This window comes from Amycolatopsis pretoriensis (assembly GCF_900107925.1).
Lineage (GTDB): Bacteria > Actinomycetota > Actinomycetes > Mycobacteriales > Pseudonocardiaceae > Amycolatopsis > Amycolatopsis pretoriensis.
The window spans coordinates 999229-1017942 of record NZ_FNUJ01000002.1 but is presented as its reverse complement, the minus strand read 5'-3'; the positions used below and the strand labels follow the sequence as shown (position 1 = coordinate 1017942).

20 protein-coding genes are annotated in these 18714 nt (G+C 72.0%); 16 read left to right on the top strand and 4 right to left on the bottom strand.

All coding sequences use genetic code 11. The annotated features are described in order from the left end of the window. Positions 1–55: 55 nt before the first annotated feature. Positions 56–784, top strand: coding sequence for a sugar phosphate isomerase/epimerase family protein (locus tag BLV96_RS11360; protein WP_086677012.1), 729 nt, complete (start codon positions 56–58; stop codon positions 782–784). After that, a complete protein-coding gene (locus BLV96_RS11355; RefSeq protein WP_086677011.1) occupies positions 781–1884 on the top strand; it encodes a Gfo/Idh/MocA family protein in 1104 nt (367 codons plus the stop codon). Before BLV96_RS11360 ends, BLV96_RS11355 begins: the two co-directional genes overlap by 4 nt. On the opposite strand, the gene BLV96_RS11350 is transcribed toward BLV96_RS11355, so the two are convergent. Continuing rightward, on the bottom strand, positions 1881–2468 hold the full coding sequence (locus BLV96_RS11350) for a TetR/AcrR family transcriptional regulator (RefSeq protein WP_086677010.1): 588 nt from the start codon (positions 2466–2468) through the stop codon (positions 1881–1883). The two genes, BLV96_RS11355 and BLV96_RS11350, sit on opposite strands and share 4 nt — an antisense overlap. Before the next feature lie 123 nt (positions 2469–2591). Between BLV96_RS11350 and BLV96_RS11345 the strand changes: the two genes are divergently transcribed. The 8 genes from BLV96_RS11345 to BLV96_RS11310 all read left to right on the top strand — a co-directional run bounded on the left by BLV96_RS11345 (position 2592) and on the right by BLV96_RS11310 (position 10187). Next, complete coding sequence (locus BLV96_RS11345; protein WP_244180169.1) at positions 2592–3368, top strand: DeoR/GlpR family DNA-binding transcription regulator; 777 nt, start codon at positions 2592–2594, stop codon at positions 3366–3368. Continuing rightward, positions 3365–4555 carry an MFS transporter gene (locus BLV96_RS11340; RefSeq protein ID WP_086677009.1) on the top strand — a complete coding sequence of 397 codons (1191 nt, stop codon included), beginning with the start codon at positions 3365–3367 and terminating at the stop codon, positions 4553–4555. Before BLV96_RS11345 ends, BLV96_RS11340 begins: the two co-directional genes overlap by 4 nt. Positions 4556–4775: 220 nt before the next feature. Continuing rightward, positions 4776–5654: an ABC transporter ATP-binding protein gene (locus BLV96_RS11335; RefSeq protein ID WP_086677008.1), complete on the top strand. Its 879-nt coding sequence runs from the start codon at positions 4776–4778 to the stop codon at positions 5652–5654. Further along, on the top strand, positions 5614–6396 hold the full coding sequence (locus BLV96_RS11330) for an ABC transporter permease (RefSeq protein ID WP_158104152.1): 783 nt from the start codon (positions 5614–5616) through the stop codon (positions 6394–6396). Before BLV96_RS11335 ends, BLV96_RS11330 begins: the two co-directional genes overlap by 41 nt. Further along, the gene (locus BLV96_RS11325) at positions 6393–7361 is read left to right on the top strand and encodes an ABC transporter substrate-binding protein (RefSeq protein WP_086677006.1); all 969 of its coding nucleotides are present in this window, start codon (positions 6393–6395) and stop codon (positions 7359–7361) included. Before BLV96_RS11330 ends, BLV96_RS11325 begins: the two co-directional genes overlap by 4 nt. Further along, the gene (locus tag BLV96_RS11320; protein WP_086677005.1) at positions 7358–8062 is read left to right on the top strand and encodes an isochorismatase family protein; all 705 of its coding nucleotides are present in this window, start codon (positions 7358–7360) and stop codon (positions 8060–8062) included. The genes BLV96_RS11325 and BLV96_RS11320 overlap by 4 nt, the downstream gene beginning before the upstream one ends. After that, positions 8059–9483, top strand: a complete 1425-nt coding sequence (locus BLV96_RS11315; protein WP_086677004.1) for a UbiD family decarboxylase — start codon at positions 8059–8061, stop codon at positions 9481–9483. The genes BLV96_RS11320 and BLV96_RS11315 overlap by 4 nt, the downstream gene beginning before the upstream one ends. Further along, positions 9483–10187, top strand: a complete 705-nt coding sequence (locus BLV96_RS11310; protein WP_086677003.1) for a GntR family transcriptional regulator — start codon at positions 9483–9485, stop codon at positions 10185–10187. The genes BLV96_RS11315 and BLV96_RS11310 overlap by 1 nt, the downstream gene beginning before the upstream one ends. A gap of 1 nt (position 10188) precedes the next feature. Here the strand turns inward: BLV96_RS11310 and BLV96_RS11305 are convergent, their stop codons facing one another. From BLV96_RS11305 to BLV96_RS11295, 3 genes are read right to left on the bottom strand one after another with little or no spacing between them, the layout of a single operon-like run. Then, positions 10189–10887 carry a GntR family transcriptional regulator gene (locus BLV96_RS11305; RefSeq protein ID WP_244180168.1) on the bottom strand — a complete coding sequence of 233 codons (699 nt, stop codon included), beginning with the start codon at positions 10885–10887 and terminating at the stop codon, positions 10189–10191. Further along, positions 10884–11816 (bottom strand): LysR family transcriptional regulator, encoded by a 933-nt coding sequence (locus tag BLV96_RS11300; protein WP_158104151.1) that lies wholly within the window; start codon positions 11814–11816, stop codon positions 10884–10886. Before BLV96_RS11300 ends, BLV96_RS11305 begins: the two co-directional genes overlap by 4 nt. Beyond that, positions 11813–12421, bottom strand: coding sequence for a UbiX family flavin prenyltransferase (locus BLV96_RS11295; protein WP_244180167.1), 609 nt, complete (start codon positions 12419–12421; stop codon positions 11813–11815). Before BLV96_RS11295 ends, BLV96_RS11300 begins: the two co-directional genes overlap by 4 nt. A gap of 159 nt (positions 12422–12580) precedes the next feature. Between BLV96_RS11295 and BLV96_RS11290 the strand changes: the two genes are divergently transcribed. The 6 genes from BLV96_RS11290 to BLV96_RS11265 are packed head-to-tail and all read left to right on the top strand — an operon-like array spanning position 12581 to position 18714. After that, on the top strand, positions 12581–13549 hold the full coding sequence (locus BLV96_RS11290; protein WP_158104150.1) for an amidohydrolase family protein: 969 nt from the start codon (positions 12581–12583) through the stop codon (positions 13547–13549). After that, positions 13546–14322 carry an alpha/beta fold hydrolase gene (locus tag BLV96_RS11285; RefSeq protein ID WP_086677000.1) on the top strand — a complete coding sequence of 259 codons (777 nt, stop codon included), beginning with the start codon at positions 13546–13548 and terminating at the stop codon, positions 14320–14322. The genes BLV96_RS11290 and BLV96_RS11285 overlap by 4 nt, the downstream gene beginning before the upstream one ends. Beyond that, entirely contained in the window at positions 14319–15188 is an 870-nt protein-coding gene (locus BLV96_RS11280; RefSeq protein WP_086676999.1) for an FAD binding domain-containing protein, read from the top strand. Before BLV96_RS11285 ends, BLV96_RS11280 begins: the two co-directional genes overlap by 4 nt. Further along, entirely contained in the window at positions 15181–15663 is a 483-nt protein-coding gene (locus BLV96_RS11275) for a (2Fe-2S)-binding protein (protein WP_086676998.1), read from the top strand. The genes BLV96_RS11280 and BLV96_RS11275 overlap by 8 nt, the downstream gene beginning before the upstream one ends. Further along, positions 15656–18001, top strand: coding sequence for a xanthine dehydrogenase family protein molybdopterin-binding subunit (locus BLV96_RS11270; protein ID WP_086676997.1), 2346 nt, complete (start codon positions 15656–15658; stop codon positions 17999–18001). Before BLV96_RS11275 ends, BLV96_RS11270 begins: the two co-directional genes overlap by 8 nt. After that, a complete protein-coding gene (locus BLV96_RS11265) occupies positions 18001–18714 on the top strand; it encodes an SRPBCC family protein (protein WP_086676996.1) in 714 nt (237 codons plus the stop codon). Before BLV96_RS11270 ends, BLV96_RS11265 begins: the two co-directional genes overlap by 1 nt.

The window sequence follows — 18714 nt, the reverse complement described above, 5'->3', positions numbered from 1 at the left end:
ATTTTGACCAGGTGGTAGAAATTCAGCGAACCCCCGTGACCTCCAGGAGCCGGTGATGAGCGAGCTTTCCGTGCAGCTGTACTCGGTCCGCGACGCCTTCGCGGCCGATCCCGACGGCACCCTGCGGCAGCTCGCCGCGCTCGGCCTCACCCGGGTCGAGCCGTACGGCGTCGTCGAGAACGCCGACGCGCTGCGGGCCGGCCTGCCCGCGCACGGCCTGACCGCGCCCACCGCGCACGCTCGCCTGATCGGCGCCGACCAGCCGGCCGTCTTCGCCGCCGCGGCCGAGCTGGGCATCGGCCTGGTCATCGACCCGCTCGTCAAGCCCGAGCAGTGGCAGGACCCGGCCGACATCGCCGCCACGGCGGACGCGCTCAACGCCGCCGCCAAGGTCGCGGCCGAGCACGGCGTGCAGGTCGGCTACCACAACCACTGGTGGGAGCTGGAGTCCCGGATCGACGGCCGTAGCGCCTTCGAAGTCTTCGCCGACCAGCTCGACCCGGCGGTCGCGCTGGAGGTCGACACGTACTGGGCGACCGCGGGCGGCGAGGACGCGCCCGCGCTGCTGCGCCGGCTCGGCGACCGCGTCCGCGCGATCCACGTCAAGGACGGCGGCCTCGCCACCGACGCCACCGGCCAGCTGCCCGCCGGCCAGGGCCGGGTGCCGATCGCCGACGTGCTCGCCGCCGCGCCGGCCGCGCTGCGCGTGATCGAGTTCGACGCCTACGACGGCGACCTCTTCGAGGCCATCGCCGCCAGCCACGCCTTCCTGGTCAACCGGTGACCGGCGGGCCGGTCGGCGTCGGGATCGTCGGCGCCGGCGTCATCAGCGGCACCTACCTCGAGAACCTGACGAGCTTCCCGGACGTCCGCGTGCTGCGGATCGCCGACCTCGACGTCGAGCGCGCGGCCGCCCGCGCGGCCGAGTACCACGTGCCGCGCTCGGGCACGGTCGCCGAGCTGCTCGACGACGCGGAGGTCGAACTCGTCGTCAACCTGACCATCCCGGCTTCGCACGTCGACGTCGGGCTAGCCGCGCTCGAAGCGGGCAAGCACGTCTGGGCCGAGAAGCCCCTCGCCCTGGACCGCCAGACCGGCCGCAAGCTGCTGGATCGCGCACGGGAGAAGAACCTGCGCGTGGCGAGCGCGCCCGACACCGTCCTCGGCGCGGGCCTGCAGACCGCGCGCCAGGCCGTCGACGCGGGCCGGATCGGGCGCCCGCTGACCGCGCTCGCCCTGTTCCAGGTGCCGGGGCCGGAGAGCTGGCACCCGGCGCCGGAGTTCCTCTTCCAGGCCGGCGGCGGGCCGCTGCTGGACATGGGCCCGTACTACCTGACGACGCTGGTGCAGCTGCTCGGCCCGATCCGGCGCGTCACCGGCGCCGGCGGCCGGGCGCGTGACACCCGGGTCATCGGGTCGGGGCCGCGGGCGGGCACGGAGTTCCCGGTGACGGTGCCCACGACGGTCACCGCGCTCGTCGAGTTCGAGGCCGGCGGGTCCGCCCAGCTCGTGCTGAGCTTCGATTCGGCGCTGAAGCGCACCGGGTTCGTCGAGCTGACCGGCACGCTCGGCACCGCCGTGCTGCCCGACCCCAACCGCTTCGACGGCTCCACGGAACTCCACCTGCTCGGCCACCCCGACCCGGAAGAGCTTGTCCCACAAGGACATCCGGCATCTCGGGGCACCGGGGCGTTGGAACTCGCGCGAGCGATCCGGGCGGGCGTGCCGGAACGCGCGTCCGGCGAGGTGGCCTACCACGTGCTCGACGCGATGCTGGCCATCGACGAGTCCCTGACCCGCGGCCAGCCGGTCGAGGTGGCGAGCACCGTCGACGTCCCGCCCGCGCTGCCGGCGGGCTGGGACCCCTACGCGAAGACCCTCTAGATCGGGACGGTGAGCAGGTTCTGCAGGTAGAAGCGCAACGAACCGACCAGGTCGACGTCGCCCGGGACGGTCAGCCACTGCACCTGCAGACCGTCCATGAGCGCGATGAACGTCAGCGTGGCCAGCTCCGGGTCGACGCCCTCGCGCAGCTCGCCGCGGGCGGCGAGGACCGCGAACGACTCGTGCACGCCGGCGCGTGCGGCCCGGTAGTGGCGCACGAAGTACTCGTGCGCCGGGTGGTCCGCGGCGACGGCTTCGGCGGCGAGCCGCGAGTAGAGGTCGACGATCCCGGGGTGGCGGACGTTGTGCTCGGCGAGCGCGACGAAGTGGCGCAGCACTTCGAGCCCGGGTGGCACGGTCAGCTGCTCGCGCTCGGAGTCCTCGCTGTCGCGCCGTTCGAGCACGGCCGCGAGCAGCGCCTCCTTGGTCGGGAAGTAGTACAGGAGGCCGGCGTGCGAGATCCCGACGCGCTTGGCGATCTCCCGCAGCGACGAGCCGTGGTAGCCGAGCTCACCGTACGCCGCGGCCGCCGCCGTGATGATGTCCTCGCGGCGGATCCGGCCCTTCAGGTAGCCCCCGGTCACGGGGCTGCGGTGGTCTCGGCGGCGTGCACGGGCCCATCATGCCGCAGCGGCTTTCCGCACAACCGACGTGAGCGGTCGAACAAACCGGTTGTGCGAATGCGCGCGGCTTGCGAACATCGCGAGGTGAAGAGCGCGGAACGGCAACGGATCATCGTCGAGCGGCTGCGCGACGCCGACCAGGTGGCCGTCGCGGAGCTGGCGTCGGCGACCGGCGCGTCCGAGATGACCGTGCGCCGCGACCTCGACCACCTGGCCTCGCGCGGGGTCCTGCGGCGCGTGCACGGCGGGGCCGTCCCGGCGGCGCCGTCCGGGATCGAGCCGCCGTTCGCCGCCCGGGCGACGGACGCGGTCGGCGCCAAGCGGGCCATCGCCGCCGCGGCGGCCGAGCTGATCCGCGACGGCGAAACGATCGTCCTCGACAGCGGCACGACCGCGCTGGAGCTCGCGCGGCTGCTGCGCGGGCGCCCGGTCACCGTCATGCCGCTGTCCCTGCACGCGGTCCGCGAGCTGGCCGACGACAGGGGAGTCCGGCTGCTGCTCCCCGGCGGCGAGCCGAGGCCGGGGGAGCAGGCGCTGGTGGGCCCGCTGACGTGCGCGTCGCTGCGGGCCCTGCGGTTCGACGTCGCCGTGCTGAGCCCGTGCGCGTTCTCCCTCGACGCCGGCCTGACCGCCTTCGACCTGGGCGACGCCGAGGTCAAGCAGGTGGCCCTCGACGTCGCGGCCCGGGCGCTCGTGCTCGCCGACGGCGCCAAGTGGGGCCGCGCCGCGCTCGCCCACGTCTGTCCCGCCGACCGCCCCGACGTAGTGATCACCGACCCGGGCGCGCCCGAGGACCAGCGCGCGGCGCTGACCGAACTGGGTGTGCTCGTGCACGTCGCCGTCCCCCTGGAGAACCGATGACCGCCCCGCCCCGCCCGCGCGCCGCCCGGTTCGCGACCTTCATGTTCTTCGGCCTCAACGGCTTCGCGATGGGCATGTGGGTGGTGCACATCCCGAACGTCGAGCGCGCGACCGGCATCTCGCACAGCACGCTGGGCGCGTTGCTGCTGGTGCTCGGCGGCGCGGCGTTCGCGGGCATGCAGATCTCCGGGCCGCTGGTCGACAAGCTCGGCCACCGCCGGCTGGTCCCCGCGGCGGGCGTGCTGCTCGGCCTGGCCGTGTGCGCGCCGGGGTTCGCGAACTCCTGGTGGACGCTGGGCCTTTCCCTGATCTTCTTCGGCTTCGGCAACGGCGCGATCGACGTCGGCATGAACTCGCACGCGGTGGTGGTGGAGCGGGCCTACCCGCGCCCGATCATGGCGGCATTCCACGCGTTCTGGTCGATCGGCGGCGCGTTCGCGGCGGTCATCGGCGCGGCGACGCTCGGCGGCGGCGTGCCGACCGGCGTCACGCTCACGGGCACCGGGCTGCTGTGCGTGGTGCTTTCCCTGGCGTCGGCGCGGTTCCTGATGGAGCCGTCGGAGGCGCCCGCGTCCGTCGCGGAAGAGACCGCGGCCGCGCCGGCCCGCCGCCGCACGCCGGGCCGCGTGGTGTGGCTGCTCGGCCTGCTGGCCCTGGCGCTGATGCTGTCGGAGGGCGTGGCGAACGACTGGGCCGCGCTGCACATGGAGAAGGTCCTGGGCACGTCGGCGTCGACGGCGGCGCTGGCGTACGGGGCGTTCGCGGTGGCGATGACGACGGGCCGGTTCCTGACCGACCGCGTCGCGGCGTGGGCCGGCCCGGCGGCGATCGTCCGGTACGGGGCGACGCTGGCGGCGGTCGGGCTGACGACGGCCGCGGCGGCGCCGTGGGTCCCGCTGTCGCTGGTGGGCTGGGCGCTGTTCGGGCTCGGGTTGTCGGGCGGGGTCCCGCAGCTGTTCACCGCGGCGGGCAACCTGGACACGCGGGCGTCGGGGGCGTTGATGGCCCGGGTGGTCGGGCTGGGCTACGTGGGGCTGCTGGCCGGGCCGGCGCTGATCGGCGGGCTGACGCGGTGGATGCCGCTGAACGTGACGTTCGCGGTGCCGGTGGTGCTGTGCGTGCTGGCGGCGGTGTTCGCGGGGGTGCTGAGCCCGAAGCCGGCCCCGGTGGAGGAACCCGTCGGCTGACCGCCCGGCGTCGCCCGCGTCCAGCGCTGTCGTCACCTGGGTAGTGTCGACAGTTTACGACAGAACCTTGTCTTACTCGATTCCGACTCCTTGACATTGCTCGCTCCGCGGTCGCAGACTCTCCCGAAGTGTCGACACCTTGCGATCCGCAGTGCAGCCATCGGCAAGGAGGAGCGGTAGTGATCCACCCAGAAAACCCGGACGAGGCAGGGGCCTTCTGATGTCCGCCGTCTGCCTGGACGCGCGGGACCTGCTGCTCGGGCACCGGGCCCGGCGCGGCGGCGGGTTCGCCACCGCGTGCCTCGACCTCAACTTGCAGATCCACGACGAGGAGTTCGTGGTCATCGTCGGCCCCAGCGGGTGCGGCAAGACCACCTTCCTCGAGGCCGTCGCCGGGCTCGTTCCCGTGGCCGGCGGGGCCCTCGAACTCGGCGGCCGGCCGATCGCCGGACCCGGGCCGGAGCGGTCGCTGGTCTTCCAGCACGCCTCGCTCTACCCGTGGCGGACCGTCCTCGACAACGTCCTGTTCGGACCCCAGGTGCAGGGCCGGCTCAACGCCGGAACCCGCAGGCGCGCCGAAGACCTCCTCGACATCGTCGGTCTCGCGAAGGTCGCCAAGAAGTACCCGCACGAGCTGTCCGGCGGCATGCGGCAGCGCGTCAACCTCGCGCGCGCCCTGGCCACCGATCCGACGCTCCTGCTGCTCGACGAGCCTTTCGGCGCCCTCGACGCGCAAACGCGCGAGAACCTGCAGGACGAGCTCCTGCGGATCTGGCAGGCGGACGCCGGCACCAAGAAGACCGCGATGTTCGTGACCCACGACGTCAACGAGGCCGTGCTGCTCGCCGACCGCGTGCTCGTCTTCTCGCCGTCGCCCGCGCACGTCGCCCTCGAAGTGGTCATCGACGTGCCCCGCCCGCGTGACGCCGCCTGGCGGCGCAGCGCCGAATTCCTCGCCTACGGCGACAAGATCCTCTCGGCCCTCCACCACGAACCCGCAGCTTCGGAGTCGGACCATGACAACAGCGTCACTCCCGCGTACGACGACACCGCCGCCGGTGACATCGGCGAGCTCCGGCTGGGCGCGGCGACACCGTAGCGGGCTGCTCGGCACCGCCGGGATGGCGATCGTCCTGGTGCTGTGGCAGCTTTCGACGGCACTCGGCCTCGTCGACGTCTCCTTCAGCAGCAACCCGCTGCGCATCGCCGCGGCCGAGGCGAACCTCTTCGGCTCCGGCGACATCTACCCGGCGCTCGGCGCGACCGGCCTGGAACTGCTGTGGGGCCTGGGCATCACGTTCGTCCTCGGCATCCCGATCGGGCTCGTGCTGGGCCGCAGCAAGGTCCTGCACGACATGACCGAGCCGATGGTCAACATCCTCTACTCGGTGCCGTACGTGATGTTCCTGCCGATCATCATCTTCTGGTTCGGCATCGACAACACCTCGCGCGTGATCGTCATCGTCTGGGCCGCGATCCTGCCGCTGATCATCAACATCACCGCGGGCGTGCGGAACCTGGACAGCGACTACACCCGCGTCGCGACGGTGTTCTGCACCCCGCGGCTGAAGTTCTTCTACACCATCGCGTTGCCCGCGACGCTGCCGTACATCCTCGCGGGCGTGCGCCTGGCCGTCGGCCGCGCGCTGGTCGGCGCGATCGTCGCCGAGCTGTTCCTGGCCAGCCAGGGCCTCGGCTACTTCGTGCAGACGAAGACCGCCAACTTCGACATGGACTCGGCGATGGCCGGGATCGTCCTCCTCGCCGTGGTCGCACTGCTCCTGAACTGGGCCGTCCGCCTCGTCGAACGCCGTTTCACCCACTGGGCAGGTGCACAATGAAGATCCCCATCGGGGCCGCGGGCCTCATGCTCGCCCTCACCGCGTGCGGCGGCGCCGCCGGCGCGGGCGGCACGGTCACCGCCGACGCCAACGGCGCGCTGCCGGTCACCATCGGCTACACCGCGCTCGGCGCGGGCTACTCCGACCTCTACACCGCGCAGGACTACGGCATCTTCGCCAAGCACGGCCTGAACGTGAAGCTCAACCGGCTCAACGACAGTTCCCAGCTGGTCGCCGGGCTGGCCAGCGACAGCGTCCAGATCGGCGTCGGCGTCGCGGCCGACACCGCGGCCGCGATCATGAAGGGCGCGGACCTCAAGTACGTGGCGATGTCCGAGCCGCACTACAACCTGGAGATGTGGGCGAGCCCGGACGTCAAGTCGGTCGCGGAGCTCAAGGGCAAGAAGGTCGCCATCACCTCGCCCGGCTCGGAAAGCGATTTCGGGCTGACCGCGCTGCTGGAGGCGAACGGCCTCAAGCGCGAAGACGTCACCGCGGTGTTCGTCAAGGGCGTCCCGGCCGAGGTGGCCGCGCTCGGCAGCGGCGCGGTGTCGGCGATCCTCACCCAGCCGCCCAACGGCACCGAGAGCCGCGAGAAGGGCGCGCACCGGCTGGCCGCGCTGTCCAACATGCCCTTCCCGCTGGGCGCCTACACCGTGCAGTCGAAGTACCTGCAGAACAACCGCGAGGTCGTGAAGCGGTTCGTCGCGGCGGAAGCCGAGGCACTGCAGTACATCCGCGGCCACAAGGACGAGACGGTCAAGAGCATTCAGAAGTACAGCGGCGTGAAGAGCACCGAACTCGCCTCCTACGCCTACGACTTCTTCCTCGACGTCTGGGCGAAGACCCCGGCGGTGGACGAAAAGGTGATCAAGCAGGCCTTCGACGAAGCCGCGGAGAACGCGAAAACGTCGCCGCCGTCGGACGTCGCGAAGTACATCGACAACAGCTTGACGACGTCATGACCTTCGAAGCCGAATGGTCGAAGTACCTGACCGAGCGGGACCGCGCGGTGCTCGCGGCGACGTCGTGGGCGAAGCGCGCCCCGTTCGGCCTGGGGGAGAACCCCGCGGTACTCGTCGTCGACCTGTACTACGCGGCGCTGGGCCTGCCCCGGCGCGACATCCTCGACGCCGTCGCGGACTGGCCCAGCGCGTGCGGCGCGGACGGCTGGGCCGCCGTCGACCGGACGGTCCCGCTGCTGCGCGCGGCCCGCGACGCCGGCGCCCCGGTGATCTACTTCCACGCGACGCCGCCGGAGTACGGCCGCTGGAACCGCAAACCGGGCAGCGCTCTGACACCCAAGTCCACAGTGGATCCGAACGCGATCGTGTCCGAAGTGGAACCGTGGGCCGGTGACGTCGTGCTGGCGAAGATAGGCCCCAGCTGCTTTCACGGCACCCCGCTCGACACGATCCTCCGGATGGGTGGTCACGACACGCTGCTGGTGGTGGGCGAAGCCACCAGTGGGTGCGTGCGCTCGACCGTCGTCGACGCGTGCACCCGCGGCTACCGGGTCGGGGTCGTCGGCGACTGCTGTTTCGACCGGTTCGAGGCGTCGCACTGGCTGAGCCTGTTCGACCTGGACCAGAAGTACGCGGACGTGCTCACCGCCGAGGCGGCGATCGGCCACCTCCGCCAGACCTCGCGAAGGATCCCGGCATGACCGACCTGCGGAAGTGGCTCGCCGAAGCCGAAGCGGCCGGGGAGGTGCAGACCGTCGAAGGCGCCCACTGGGAACTGGAGATCGGCGCGCTGTCCCAGGTCAACTACCGGCGTGCACACCCGAAAGCGCTGGTGTTCGACGCGATCAAGGACTACGCGTCCGGCTCGCGGGTGCTGTCCGGCTCGGTCAGCAACCCGCGGCTGCTGGGGTCGGTGCTCGGGCTCGGCTGGGACAACACCGACGAGGACCTCGTCGAGAAGCTCGCCGTCAAGCCAGGGGAGTGGATCTCCCGCTCCGGCGACTTCCGCGCCGTCACGGTGGAAGACGGTCCGCTGCTGTCCCATGTGGACGACGAAGTCGACCTGCTGAAGTTTCCGGTCCCGCGCTGGCACGAGGGCGACGGCGGCCGCTACATCGGCACGGGCTGCGCGGTCGTCACCCGCGACTACGACACCGGCCGGATCAACCTGGGCGCGTACCGGATGCAGGTGCAGGACGAGGGCCGCGCGGTGAGCGTCAACATCGAGGCGGGCAAGCACGGCGCGCAGCACCTGCGCCGCTGGTTCGAGGCCGAAGGCCGCGCGCCGATCGCGGCGTCGCTGGGCCACCACCCGGCGTACCTGGTGGCGGCCGGCGTCGAGGTGCCCGGCGACGTCTCGGAATACGACTACGTAGGCGCGATGGCCGGCGAACCGGTGCGCACGATCGCCGGGCTCGCCACCGGGCTGCCGTTGCCGCACGACGCCGAGATCGCGATCGAAGGCTGGGTGCGGCCGGACGACAAGCGTCCCGAGGGCCCGTTCGGCGAGTGGACGGGGTACTACTCCGGCTCCCGCGACCCGATCCTCACGATCGACGTCGAAAAGGTGTACTACCGCGACGACCCGATCCTGCTCGGCGCGCCGCCGGGCAAGCCGCCGCACGACTACTCCTACATGCGCACGGTGCTGAAGTCGGCGATCATCACGGATTCCCTGCGCAAGACGGGCTTGCCGGGCGTGCGGGGGGTGTGGGCGCACGAGGCGGGCGGCGGCCGGTCGCTGCTGATCGTCGCGATCGAGCAGCGGTACGCGGGGCACGCGCGCCAGGCGGCGTACCTGACTTCGCAGCTGCCGAGCGCGGCGTACATGAACCGGTTCACGGTGGTCGTCGACCACGACGTCAACCCGCGCGACCTCGGCGAGGTCGTCTGGGCGATGTGCGGGCGGACGGACCCGTCGCTGGACATCGAGGTGATGCGGCGGACGTGGGGCAGCCGCGTCGACCCGTTGACGCTGCCCGGCTCGGTGCCGTTCACCAGCCGCGCGATCATCGACGCCTGCCGCCCGTTCGAGCGGCTGGGCGACTTCCCGGCGGTGGCGGAGTCGAGCCCGTCGCTGATCGCCGACGTGAGCCGCCGCTGGCCCGAGGTCCTCGGCTGATGACGGCGGTCGACCTGCCCGACCTCCGGCGGGAGCTGCTCTTCACCGCGCTGCGCGGGGTGGAGGGCGGCTCGTCGCTGGCGTTCACGATCTTCCAGGAGATCGCGGTCGGCATCGTCGAGGGTCGCCTGCCGCCGGGCCACGAGGTGAACTCGGCGGAGCTGGCCCGCCGGTTCTCGACGTCCCGGACACCGGTCCGGGAAGCGTTGCTGATGCTGGAACGCGAGTCACTGGTGATCATCCCACCGCGCCGGCGGCCGTACGTGTCCCCTGTGGACATGGCGCAGGTGCGGGAGATCTACGAGATCCGGGCTTCGCTTTACGCGTTGGTGAGCGAGCTGCTGGTGGCGCGGGCGTCGGACGCGGAGATCCTCGGCTTGCGCCGCTGGCAGTCGCTGCTTTCTTCGGACGCCGCTTGTGGTGACGTCGACGCGTACTTCTGGCACAACGTCGGGTTCCGCAACGCGGAGGTGGGCTTGGCGAAGAACGGCGAGCTGCAGCGCCGGTTGAGTTCGCTGGGGCTGCAGATGCACCGGTTCCGGCACTTGAGCCTGTCGTTGCCGGGGAGGCTGCTGCATTCGGTGGCCGACCACGAGCGGTTGGTGAACGCGTACGCGGACCGGGACGCGGGATTGGCGGCGGCGGTGAGCAAGTCGTTGGTGATGAGGGGCTACCGGGCCATCGAACGAGCCGGCGGCGTCTGACTCACTCCGCTTCCGCGAGCCCCGGCCAGCCGGATGCCTCGATCGAGTGCAACCCGGTCATGATGATCGACCGCGTCAACGCCACCGCCAGCACCGCGTCCCCGTCCGCGTACGCCGCCAGCAAACGCTCGTGGTCGGCCACCGACCGGTCCAACCGCCCCGGCAACGACAAGCTCACGTGCCGCAGCTGCAACGTCCGCAACCCCAACGATCCCAGCAACCGCGTCAATTGCCGGTTGCCCGCCGCCTCCGCCTCGGCCTGGCGGAACGACACGTTGTGCCAGAAGTACGCGTCGACGTCCCCGGCCAAAGCGTCCGAACGCAAGCGCGACTGCCACGAAGCCAGCACCGACAGATCCGGTGAACCCGCCACGATCAGCTCGCTCACCAGTGCGTGCAGCGAAGCCCGGATCTCGTACAGCTCCCGCGCCTGGGCCGGCGTCACCGGCGCGACCCGCGGCCGCCGGCGGGCCGGGATGTCCACCAGGCCCTCGCGCTGCAACGTCAGCAGCGCCTCGCGGACCGGTGTCCGGGACGTCGAGAACCGGCGGGCCAGCTCGACCGAGTTGACGTCCGCGCCCGGAGGTAAGGAGCCGTCGATGATGCGGCGGGCCAGGTCCTCGACGATGCGGTCGACCAGCGAGACCTCCGTGCGCCCGTCGAGCAGCATCCGGCGCAGGACGTCGGGCGGTTCGGTCACGCGGGTCCCTCCGGGTCGGTCGTCGCCACCACCCGCAATACTTCCAGCATCTGCCGCGCCGCGGGGGGATGACTCGCCTCCAGCAGGCGCACGGCCGCGATCCGGCGCCGCGGGGACGTCGGGGCGATCGCCACCGCGACGACGTCGGGGCGCTGCGCAACCAGTGCCAGCCGCGGGGCCGCGCCGATGCCGATCCCGGCCGCGACCAGGCCCTGCACCGACAGGTAGTCCTCGGTCGCGAACCCGATCCGCGGCTCGAAACCGGACAACCGGCACAACGTCGTGAACGCCTCGTCGTAGGGCGGCCGGTGGCTGCGCACCACCCACGTCTCGCCCGCCAGCTCGCGCAGCTCCACTTCGGACTCCCCGGCGACCGGGTGGTCGAGGGGCACCAGCACGCACAGCGGGTCGTCGGCCAGGTGCACCCACTCGACGTCGGCGGGCACCGACCGCGGGTCGAAGTCGTAGTCCCAGACCAGGCCGAGGTGGATCGAGCCGTCGCGCAGCGCCGCCGTCATGTCCGACGCGTGCGCCGAGCGCAGCACGAGCTTCGTCTCCGGGTACCGCCGCTGGTACTCGCGCACGACGCGGGGGATCAGATCCGCGCCCGCCGTCGGGAACGCGCCGAGCCGCACCGACGAGTGCCGCGCCTTGAGGTCCGACATCTCCTGCTCGATGTGGGCGATCGTGCCGAGCAGCCCGGTGCTGCGCTCGGCCAGCAGCCGGCCCGCCTCGGTCAGCTCGATCCCGCGCGGCCCCCGCAGCATCAGCGGCACGCCCAGCTGCCGTTCGAGCAGCGCCATCTGCTGCGAGACGGCGGAATGGGTCATGAACAGCGCCTCGGCCGCCGCGGTGAACGAGCCGTGCTCGGCCACCGCGGAGAAGATCTGCAGCCGCCGCGCCTCGAGCACTCCGGTCCCTTTCGTCACCGCCCCAGCAGGTCGGCGGGGTCGGCCCTGGTCAGTTCGCCGTCCCACGGTTCCGGCGCCAGCTCCCATAGTCCCACCCGGGCCAGCGCGCGGCGAGCCGTGTAGTCCACGAGGTCGCCCACCGTCCGCGGACGCGGGTAGAACGCGGGCACCGGCGGCGCGACGATCGCGCCGGCCTCGGTCACCGCGACCATCGACTTCAGGTGCCCCAGGTGCAGCGGCGTTTCACGGACCATCAGCAGCAGTGGCCGGCCCTCCTTGAGACAGACGTCGGCGGCGCGGCTGACCAGGTCGTCGGTGTAGCCGGTGGCGATGGCCGAAAGCGTCTTGATCGAACACGGCGCGACGAGCATCGCCGCGACCGGGAACGACCCGGACGCGATCGCCGCCCCGATCTCGCCCGGCCGGTACGTGACGTCGGCGAGCGCGCGGACGTCGGCCAGGGTGAGGTCGCATTCGTGGCGCAGCGTGAGGATCCCTGCCTTCGACAGCACCAGGTGCGTGCGAATCCCGGGCTGCTCCCGCAGCAGTTGCAGGACGCGCACGCCCAGGCACGCTCCGCTGGCACCGGTGATCGCCACGACCACGTTCCGGGTTTCCGCCACGACCGCCGCCTTTCCGTTGTGGACTCCCATCGCAGCACGAACGCCCGCCCGAAGCGAGGCTTCCGCTGTCAGTTCTCCTTACGCCTGCTGCCAGGAAAGCGCGCTGGTCGGAGTCCGGCACCCCGCTTAGCGTTCGGGACACCAACCCGACCGGTGGAGGTGAGTCGGACGGAAGTCCTCGACACGCACGCGCACATCGTGCCGCGTTCGCTGCTGACCGCGCTGCAACAGCGCCCCGTCGCGGGGTTCTCGGCGCGGCGCACCGAGCGGGGCTGGGTGGTGGCGGTGCCCGGCACCGGCGAGACCCGGCCGATCGGCGCGCGGATGACCGACGCCGGCCCGCGTGCGGACTGGCAGCGCCACGCCGGCGTCACGCGGCAGATCCTGTCGCCGTGGCTGGACATCCAGGCCGGCGGCCGTGACTGGGCGCGCACGCTCAACGACGCGATGGCGGACGCGGCCGCGGAAGCCGGCACCGTCGCCCTCGCCTCGGTGACCGGCGATCAAGCCACCGAAGACCTCCTCGAAGCGTGGAAGCGCCCGGAGTTCGCGGGCCTGCTCCTGAACACCGACCCGCCGGACGGCCCGGCCCCGCACGAACCCGCGTTCGATCCACTGTGGACGCTCGCCGCGGCCGAGGGGATCCCGGTGGTGCTGCACCCGCCGACGTGCGGGCCGTCCGACGCGCTCGCGTCGCTGGGCACGATGGGCAACGTCCACGGCCGGCTGATCGACAACACCGTCGCGATCACGCGGCTGATCCTCGCCGGGGTCCTCGACCGCCATCCCGGTCTGAAGCTGGTGCTGGTGCACGGCGGCGGTTTCCTGCCGTACCAGGCCCACCGGCTCGACGGTGGCTACCGCACGAAGGAAGCCTTCGCCGGCGAACTCGCGCGCGAGAAGCCGTCCGCCTACCTCGGCGACTTCCACTACGACACGGTCGGCCTGTCCGCGCCGGCGATCGCGTTCCTGGCCGGGTTCGGTCCGGTCCTGCTCGGCAGTGACTACCCGTTCGCGCTCGGCGATCCCGACCCGGTCCGGACGGTCCGCGAAAGCGGCCTCGACGACGCGTTCGTCGAAGCGATCCTGCACACCAACGCCGACGCCCTCTTCCGGAGGCCCGCATGAGCAAGCCCTTGGCCGTCCGCCGCCGCGGTGCGGGGGAGCCCCTGGTGCTGCTGCACCCGCTGGCGCTGTCCGGCGAGCTGTGGACACCCCTGGCCGAAGCGCTCTCCGACGAGTTCCAGGTGTTCGCCCTCGACCTGCGCGGCCACGGCGCCAGCGCCTGGGACGGCACGCCGTTCACCATCGAGGACCTCGCCGACGACGTCGCCCGCACCCTCGACGACCTCGACCTGCCGTCGGCGAGCCTGCTCGGCCTGTCGATGGGCGGCAGCGTCGCGGTGAACTTCGCCGGGCGCCACCCCGGGCGCGTCCGGTCGCTCGTGCTGGCCGACACCACGGCCTGGTACGGCGAAGACGCCGTCACGACCTGGGCCGAGCGCGCCCAGAAGGCCGTCGCCGTGCCGCGGGCCAAGCAGGTCACCTTCCAGCTCGATCGGTGGTTCTCCCCGGACTTCCGCGAGCGGCACCCGGAGGAGGCCGACCGGGTGGTCAAGATCTTCCTGCGCACCAACAGCGAAGCCCACGCCGCCGCGTCGATCGCCATGGGTGCCATGGATTCGCGGCCGCTGCTGCGGTCGGTCACCGCGCCGACGCTGGTGCTCGTGGGACGCCACGACTACGCGACCCCGCCGTCGATGGCCCGGCAGCTCGCCGAGGGCATCGACGGCGCCGAGCTCGAAATCCTGCCCGACCTGCGGCACCTGTCGCTGGTCGAACGCCCGTTGCTCGCCGGCCGCGTCCGGCAGCACCTGCGCCGCGTCACGGAGACCCGATGAAACCCGCCCGCTTCACCTACCACGCGCCACGCGCACTCGACGAAGCCCTCGAGCTGCTGCGCGACCTCGGCGACGACGCCAAGGTCCTGGCCGGCGGCCAGAGCCTCATGCCGATGCTCAACTTCCGCCTGGCCCACGTCGAGCACCTCGTCGACGTCAACCGCATCGGCGCGGAGTTCGCCGCGCCGGCGTTCGGCGAGGACACGATCACCATCCCCGCCCTCGTCCGCCAGCGGCACGTCGAACGCTCGCCCGAGGCCGCGCGGCTGCTGCCGGTGCTCACCGAGGCCCTGCACCAGGTCGCGCACCCGCAAATCCGCAACCGCGGCACCATCTGCGGCAGCCTGGCCCACGCCGACCCGGCCGCCGAGCTGCCCAGCGTGCTCACCGCGTTGGACGCGAAGTTCACCCTGGCCTCGGCCCGGGGCGTCCGGACGGTGTCCGCCGCGGACTTCTTCCTGTTCCACCTCACCACCGCGCTGGAACCGGACGAGCTGCTGCTGGAGGTGAGCGTCGACCGGCCGGGCGCGAACCAGTTCTCCGCGTTCCGCGAGTTCGCCACCCGGCGCGGCGACTTCGCGCTGGCCGGTGTCGCCGTGGTGTGCGAAGTGGACAGTGGCGTCGTCACGGCGTGCCGGATCGCGGCGGCCGGCGTGGCGCCGACCCCGCAGCGGCTGACCGACACCGAGCTGCTCGTCGTCGGGCAGCCCCTCGGACCCGACCTGGGCGCGGCCGCCGAGGCCACCGCCCGCGCCCAGGTCGATCCCACCGGTGACATCCACGCGAGCGCCGCGTACCGCGCCCGGCTCACCGGCGTGCTGGTCAAGCGCGCGCTCGCCGACATCACGGAGAAGGCCCATGCCTGAAGTCACCCATCGCGTCCGGGGCACGGTCAACGGCGAGCCGTTCGACGAAGCCGTCGACTCGCGCATGACCCTGGCCGACTTCCTGCGCGAGAAGCTGCGGCTCACCGGCACGCACCTCGGCTGCGAGCACGGCGTCTGCGGGGCGTGCACGGTGATCGTCGACGGTGCCGCGACGCGGGCGTGCCTGATGCTCGCCGTCCAGGTGGACGGCGCGGCCGTGGAGACCGTCGAAGGCCTGGCCGCCGACGGCGAGCTGGCGCCGCTGCAGCAGGCGTTCAAGCGCAACCACGCCCTGCAGTGCGGGTTCTGCACGCCGGGCTTCCTGATGAGCGTCACGGCGGCGCTGCGCGAGGACACCGTCCGCGACGAGACCGAAGCGCGCGAGGTGCTGAGCGGGAACATCTGCCGCTGCACCGGTTACACCGGGCTGATCCAGTCCGTTTTGGACGTCGCGAAAGGACGGTCCGATGCCTGACCCGATGATCGGCGCCCGGCTCCCGCGGCGCGAGGACCAGCGGCTGCTCACCGGCCGCGGCCGCTACCTCGACGACCTCGACCTGCCGGACGCCCTGGCCGCGGCGTTCCTGCGTTCGCCGCACGCACACGCCCGGATCACGGCGTTCGACGCCTCCGAGGCCCGCGCGCTGCCCGGCGTCGTCGCCGTGTTCTCCGGCGCGGACCTGATGGAGATCCAGAAGCCCCTGGCCCCCAAGGTGCAGCACCCGAAGCTGCGCGACTACCCGCGGCTGCCGATGCCGCCGGAGGAACTGCACTACGTCGGCGAACCACTCGCCGTCGTCATCGCGGAGTCGCGCTACCTCGCCGAGGACGCGCTGGAACTGATCGATGTGGACTACGAAGTGCTGCCCGCCGTCGGCTCCACCGCCGCCGCGCTGCGCCCCGGCGGCCCCCTCGTCCACAGCGGCGACGAGTCCAATGTGGCCGTGCTGCTGACCCAAAGCGCGGGGAACGCGAAGGAAGCGCTGGGTGCCGCGCCGCACACCCTGAGCGAGGAGTTCTACCAGATGCGCGGCGGCGGCCACTCGATGGAACCGCGGGCCGTGGCCGCGCGCTTCGAGCCGGCGACCGGGCAGCTGACCATCTGGGACACCACGCAATCGCCGCACTACGCGCGTCAGCAGCTGTCGATGATCTACGAGATGGCCGAAGACGACCTGCGCGTGATCGCGCCACCGGACGTCGGCGGCGGCTTCGGGCCCAAAGCCCAGTTCTACGGCGAAGAAGTCGTCATCCCGTGGGTCGCGAAACGGCTGCGCCGCGCGGTGAAGTGGGTCGAAGACCGGCAAGAGAACTTCGTCTCGGCGATGATGGAACGGTCGCAAACCCACCGCGTCGAGGTCGGTTTCGACGACGACGGGCGGCTGCTCGCGGTCAAGGACGTGATCGAGCACGACCAGGGCGCGTACTGTGCCGGACTGCAGGTGCCCTCGATCACGACGTCGACGGTGCCCGGCCCGTACAAGGTGCCGAACATCGACATCGAGCTGCGGGCCTGTTACACCAACATGGTCCCGACCTCGTCGGTCCGGGGCGCGGGCCGGCCGCAGGCGGTGTTCGTGATGGAACGCATGATGGACCGGATCGCGGCCCACCTCGGCCTCGACCCCGCCGAAGTCCGGCGGCGCAACCTCATCCAGGCCGACGAGTTCCCGTACCAGGTCGGCATCATGTTCCGCGACGGCAGCCCGCTCACCTACGACAGCGGCGACTTCCCGGCGTTGCTCGAAGGCGCCCTCGAACGCATCGGCTACGCCTCGGCCCGGGCGGAGCAGGCGCGGCTGCGCGAGGAAGGCCGGTACCTCGGGATCGGGCTCGCGGTGTACGTCGAGGGCTGCGGCCTCGGCCCGTACGAGGGTGCGAAGATCCGCGTCACCAACCGCGGCCGGATCCTCGTGACCCTCGCGGCGGCCGGTCAGGGCCAGGGCTACGAGACGATCTACGCCCAGATCGCGGCCGACGGCCTCGGCCTGGACATGGGCTACATCGACGTCACGACCGGGGACACCGCCCGGATCCCGTTCGGCCAGGGCACGTTCGCCTCGCGCATCACGGCCACGTGCGGGCCGGCGGTGTTCGACGCGGCCAAGCAGATGCGGACCCGCCTGCTCGACACGGCGGCGGTGCTGCTCGGCTGTTCACCGTCCGAAGTGGACTTCGACGGCGATCTCGCCTGCGTGGGCGGGGATCGCGAGAAGTCCGTGTCCCTGCAGCAGCTCGCGCAGGTCGCGAACATCGGCAAGCACGGCATCACACTGCCGCGCGGCATCACCGCCGGCCTGGAGACGGCCAGCTACTTTTCGCCGGAGCGGGCGGCCTACGCGAGCGGTGCGCACGCGGCGCTGGTCGAGGTCGACCCGGAGACGGGCGGGATCACCATCCTCAAGTACGTCATCGGCCACGACTGCGGCACGGTGATCAACCCGCTGCTGGTGGACGGCCAGGTGCTCGGCGGGTTCGCCCACGGCCTCGGCAACGCGATGTACGAGGAAGCCGTGTACGACGGCGAGGCCACCCCGCAGGCCACGAGCTACCTCGACTACGCGCTGGTGTCCTCGGCCGAGGTGCCACCGGTCGAGCTGTTCCACCTCGAATCGCCCAGCCCCCTCAACCCGCTCGGCGCGAAGGGCGCGGGGGAGGGCGGCACGGTCCCCCCGCCGGCCGCGATCGCCAACGCCGTCGAGGACGCGCTGCGCCCGCTCGGCGCCCGCGTCACGCGCGCGCCCGTCACCCCCGCTCGGATCGTCGACGCCCTGCTCGCCGCCGACTCTGTCACCGAAAAGAAGGTCTCCTGATGCTGATAGAGAACTCCTTCGAGGTCGCCGCCGACCCGGACGAGGTATACCGCTTCCTGCAGGACGCCCACAACGTCGCCGCGTGCTTCCCGGGTGCGGAGCTGGTCGAGGACCTGGGCGAGGATTCGTACCGCGGCAAGGTGAAGATCAAAGTCGGCCCAGTGACGGCGGCCTACCAGGGCGTGGCGAAGGTGGTGGAGCGCGACCCGGCCGCCCGGACGGCGGTGCTGTCGGCCGACGGCAAGGACACCCGCGGCTCGGGCACGGCCAAGGCCCGCGCGACCATGCGTGTGACGCCCGCCGGGGAGGGCTCGAACGTCGTACTGGCGACCGATTTGACGATCTCGGGGAAGCTCGCGCAGTTCGGCCGCGGGATCATGGCGGACGTTTCGGGCCGGATGGTGGGAGAGCTGGCGGCGAGGGTTCGCGAGCGCATCGAACACGGCGACGAGCCTGCGCCTCCCGCAGCCGGGCAGCCGGCCGAGACGCAGGCCACTACCGGCCGGCCTGCCAGGCTGGCGACCGCCGCCGCGCCGACCGCCGCGGCCGGAGCGACCGCCGCGGCTCCCTCCGCGGCCGCCACTGGCTCCTTCTCCGCCCCTGCCGCCCCCGAAGTGCCCGCGATGCGGGCGTCCGAGCTCATCCGGGTCGTGCTCGCCGGCATCCTCGAACGCTGGGCCGCCCGCCTCCGCGCGCCGCGCCCGGTCCGGTGA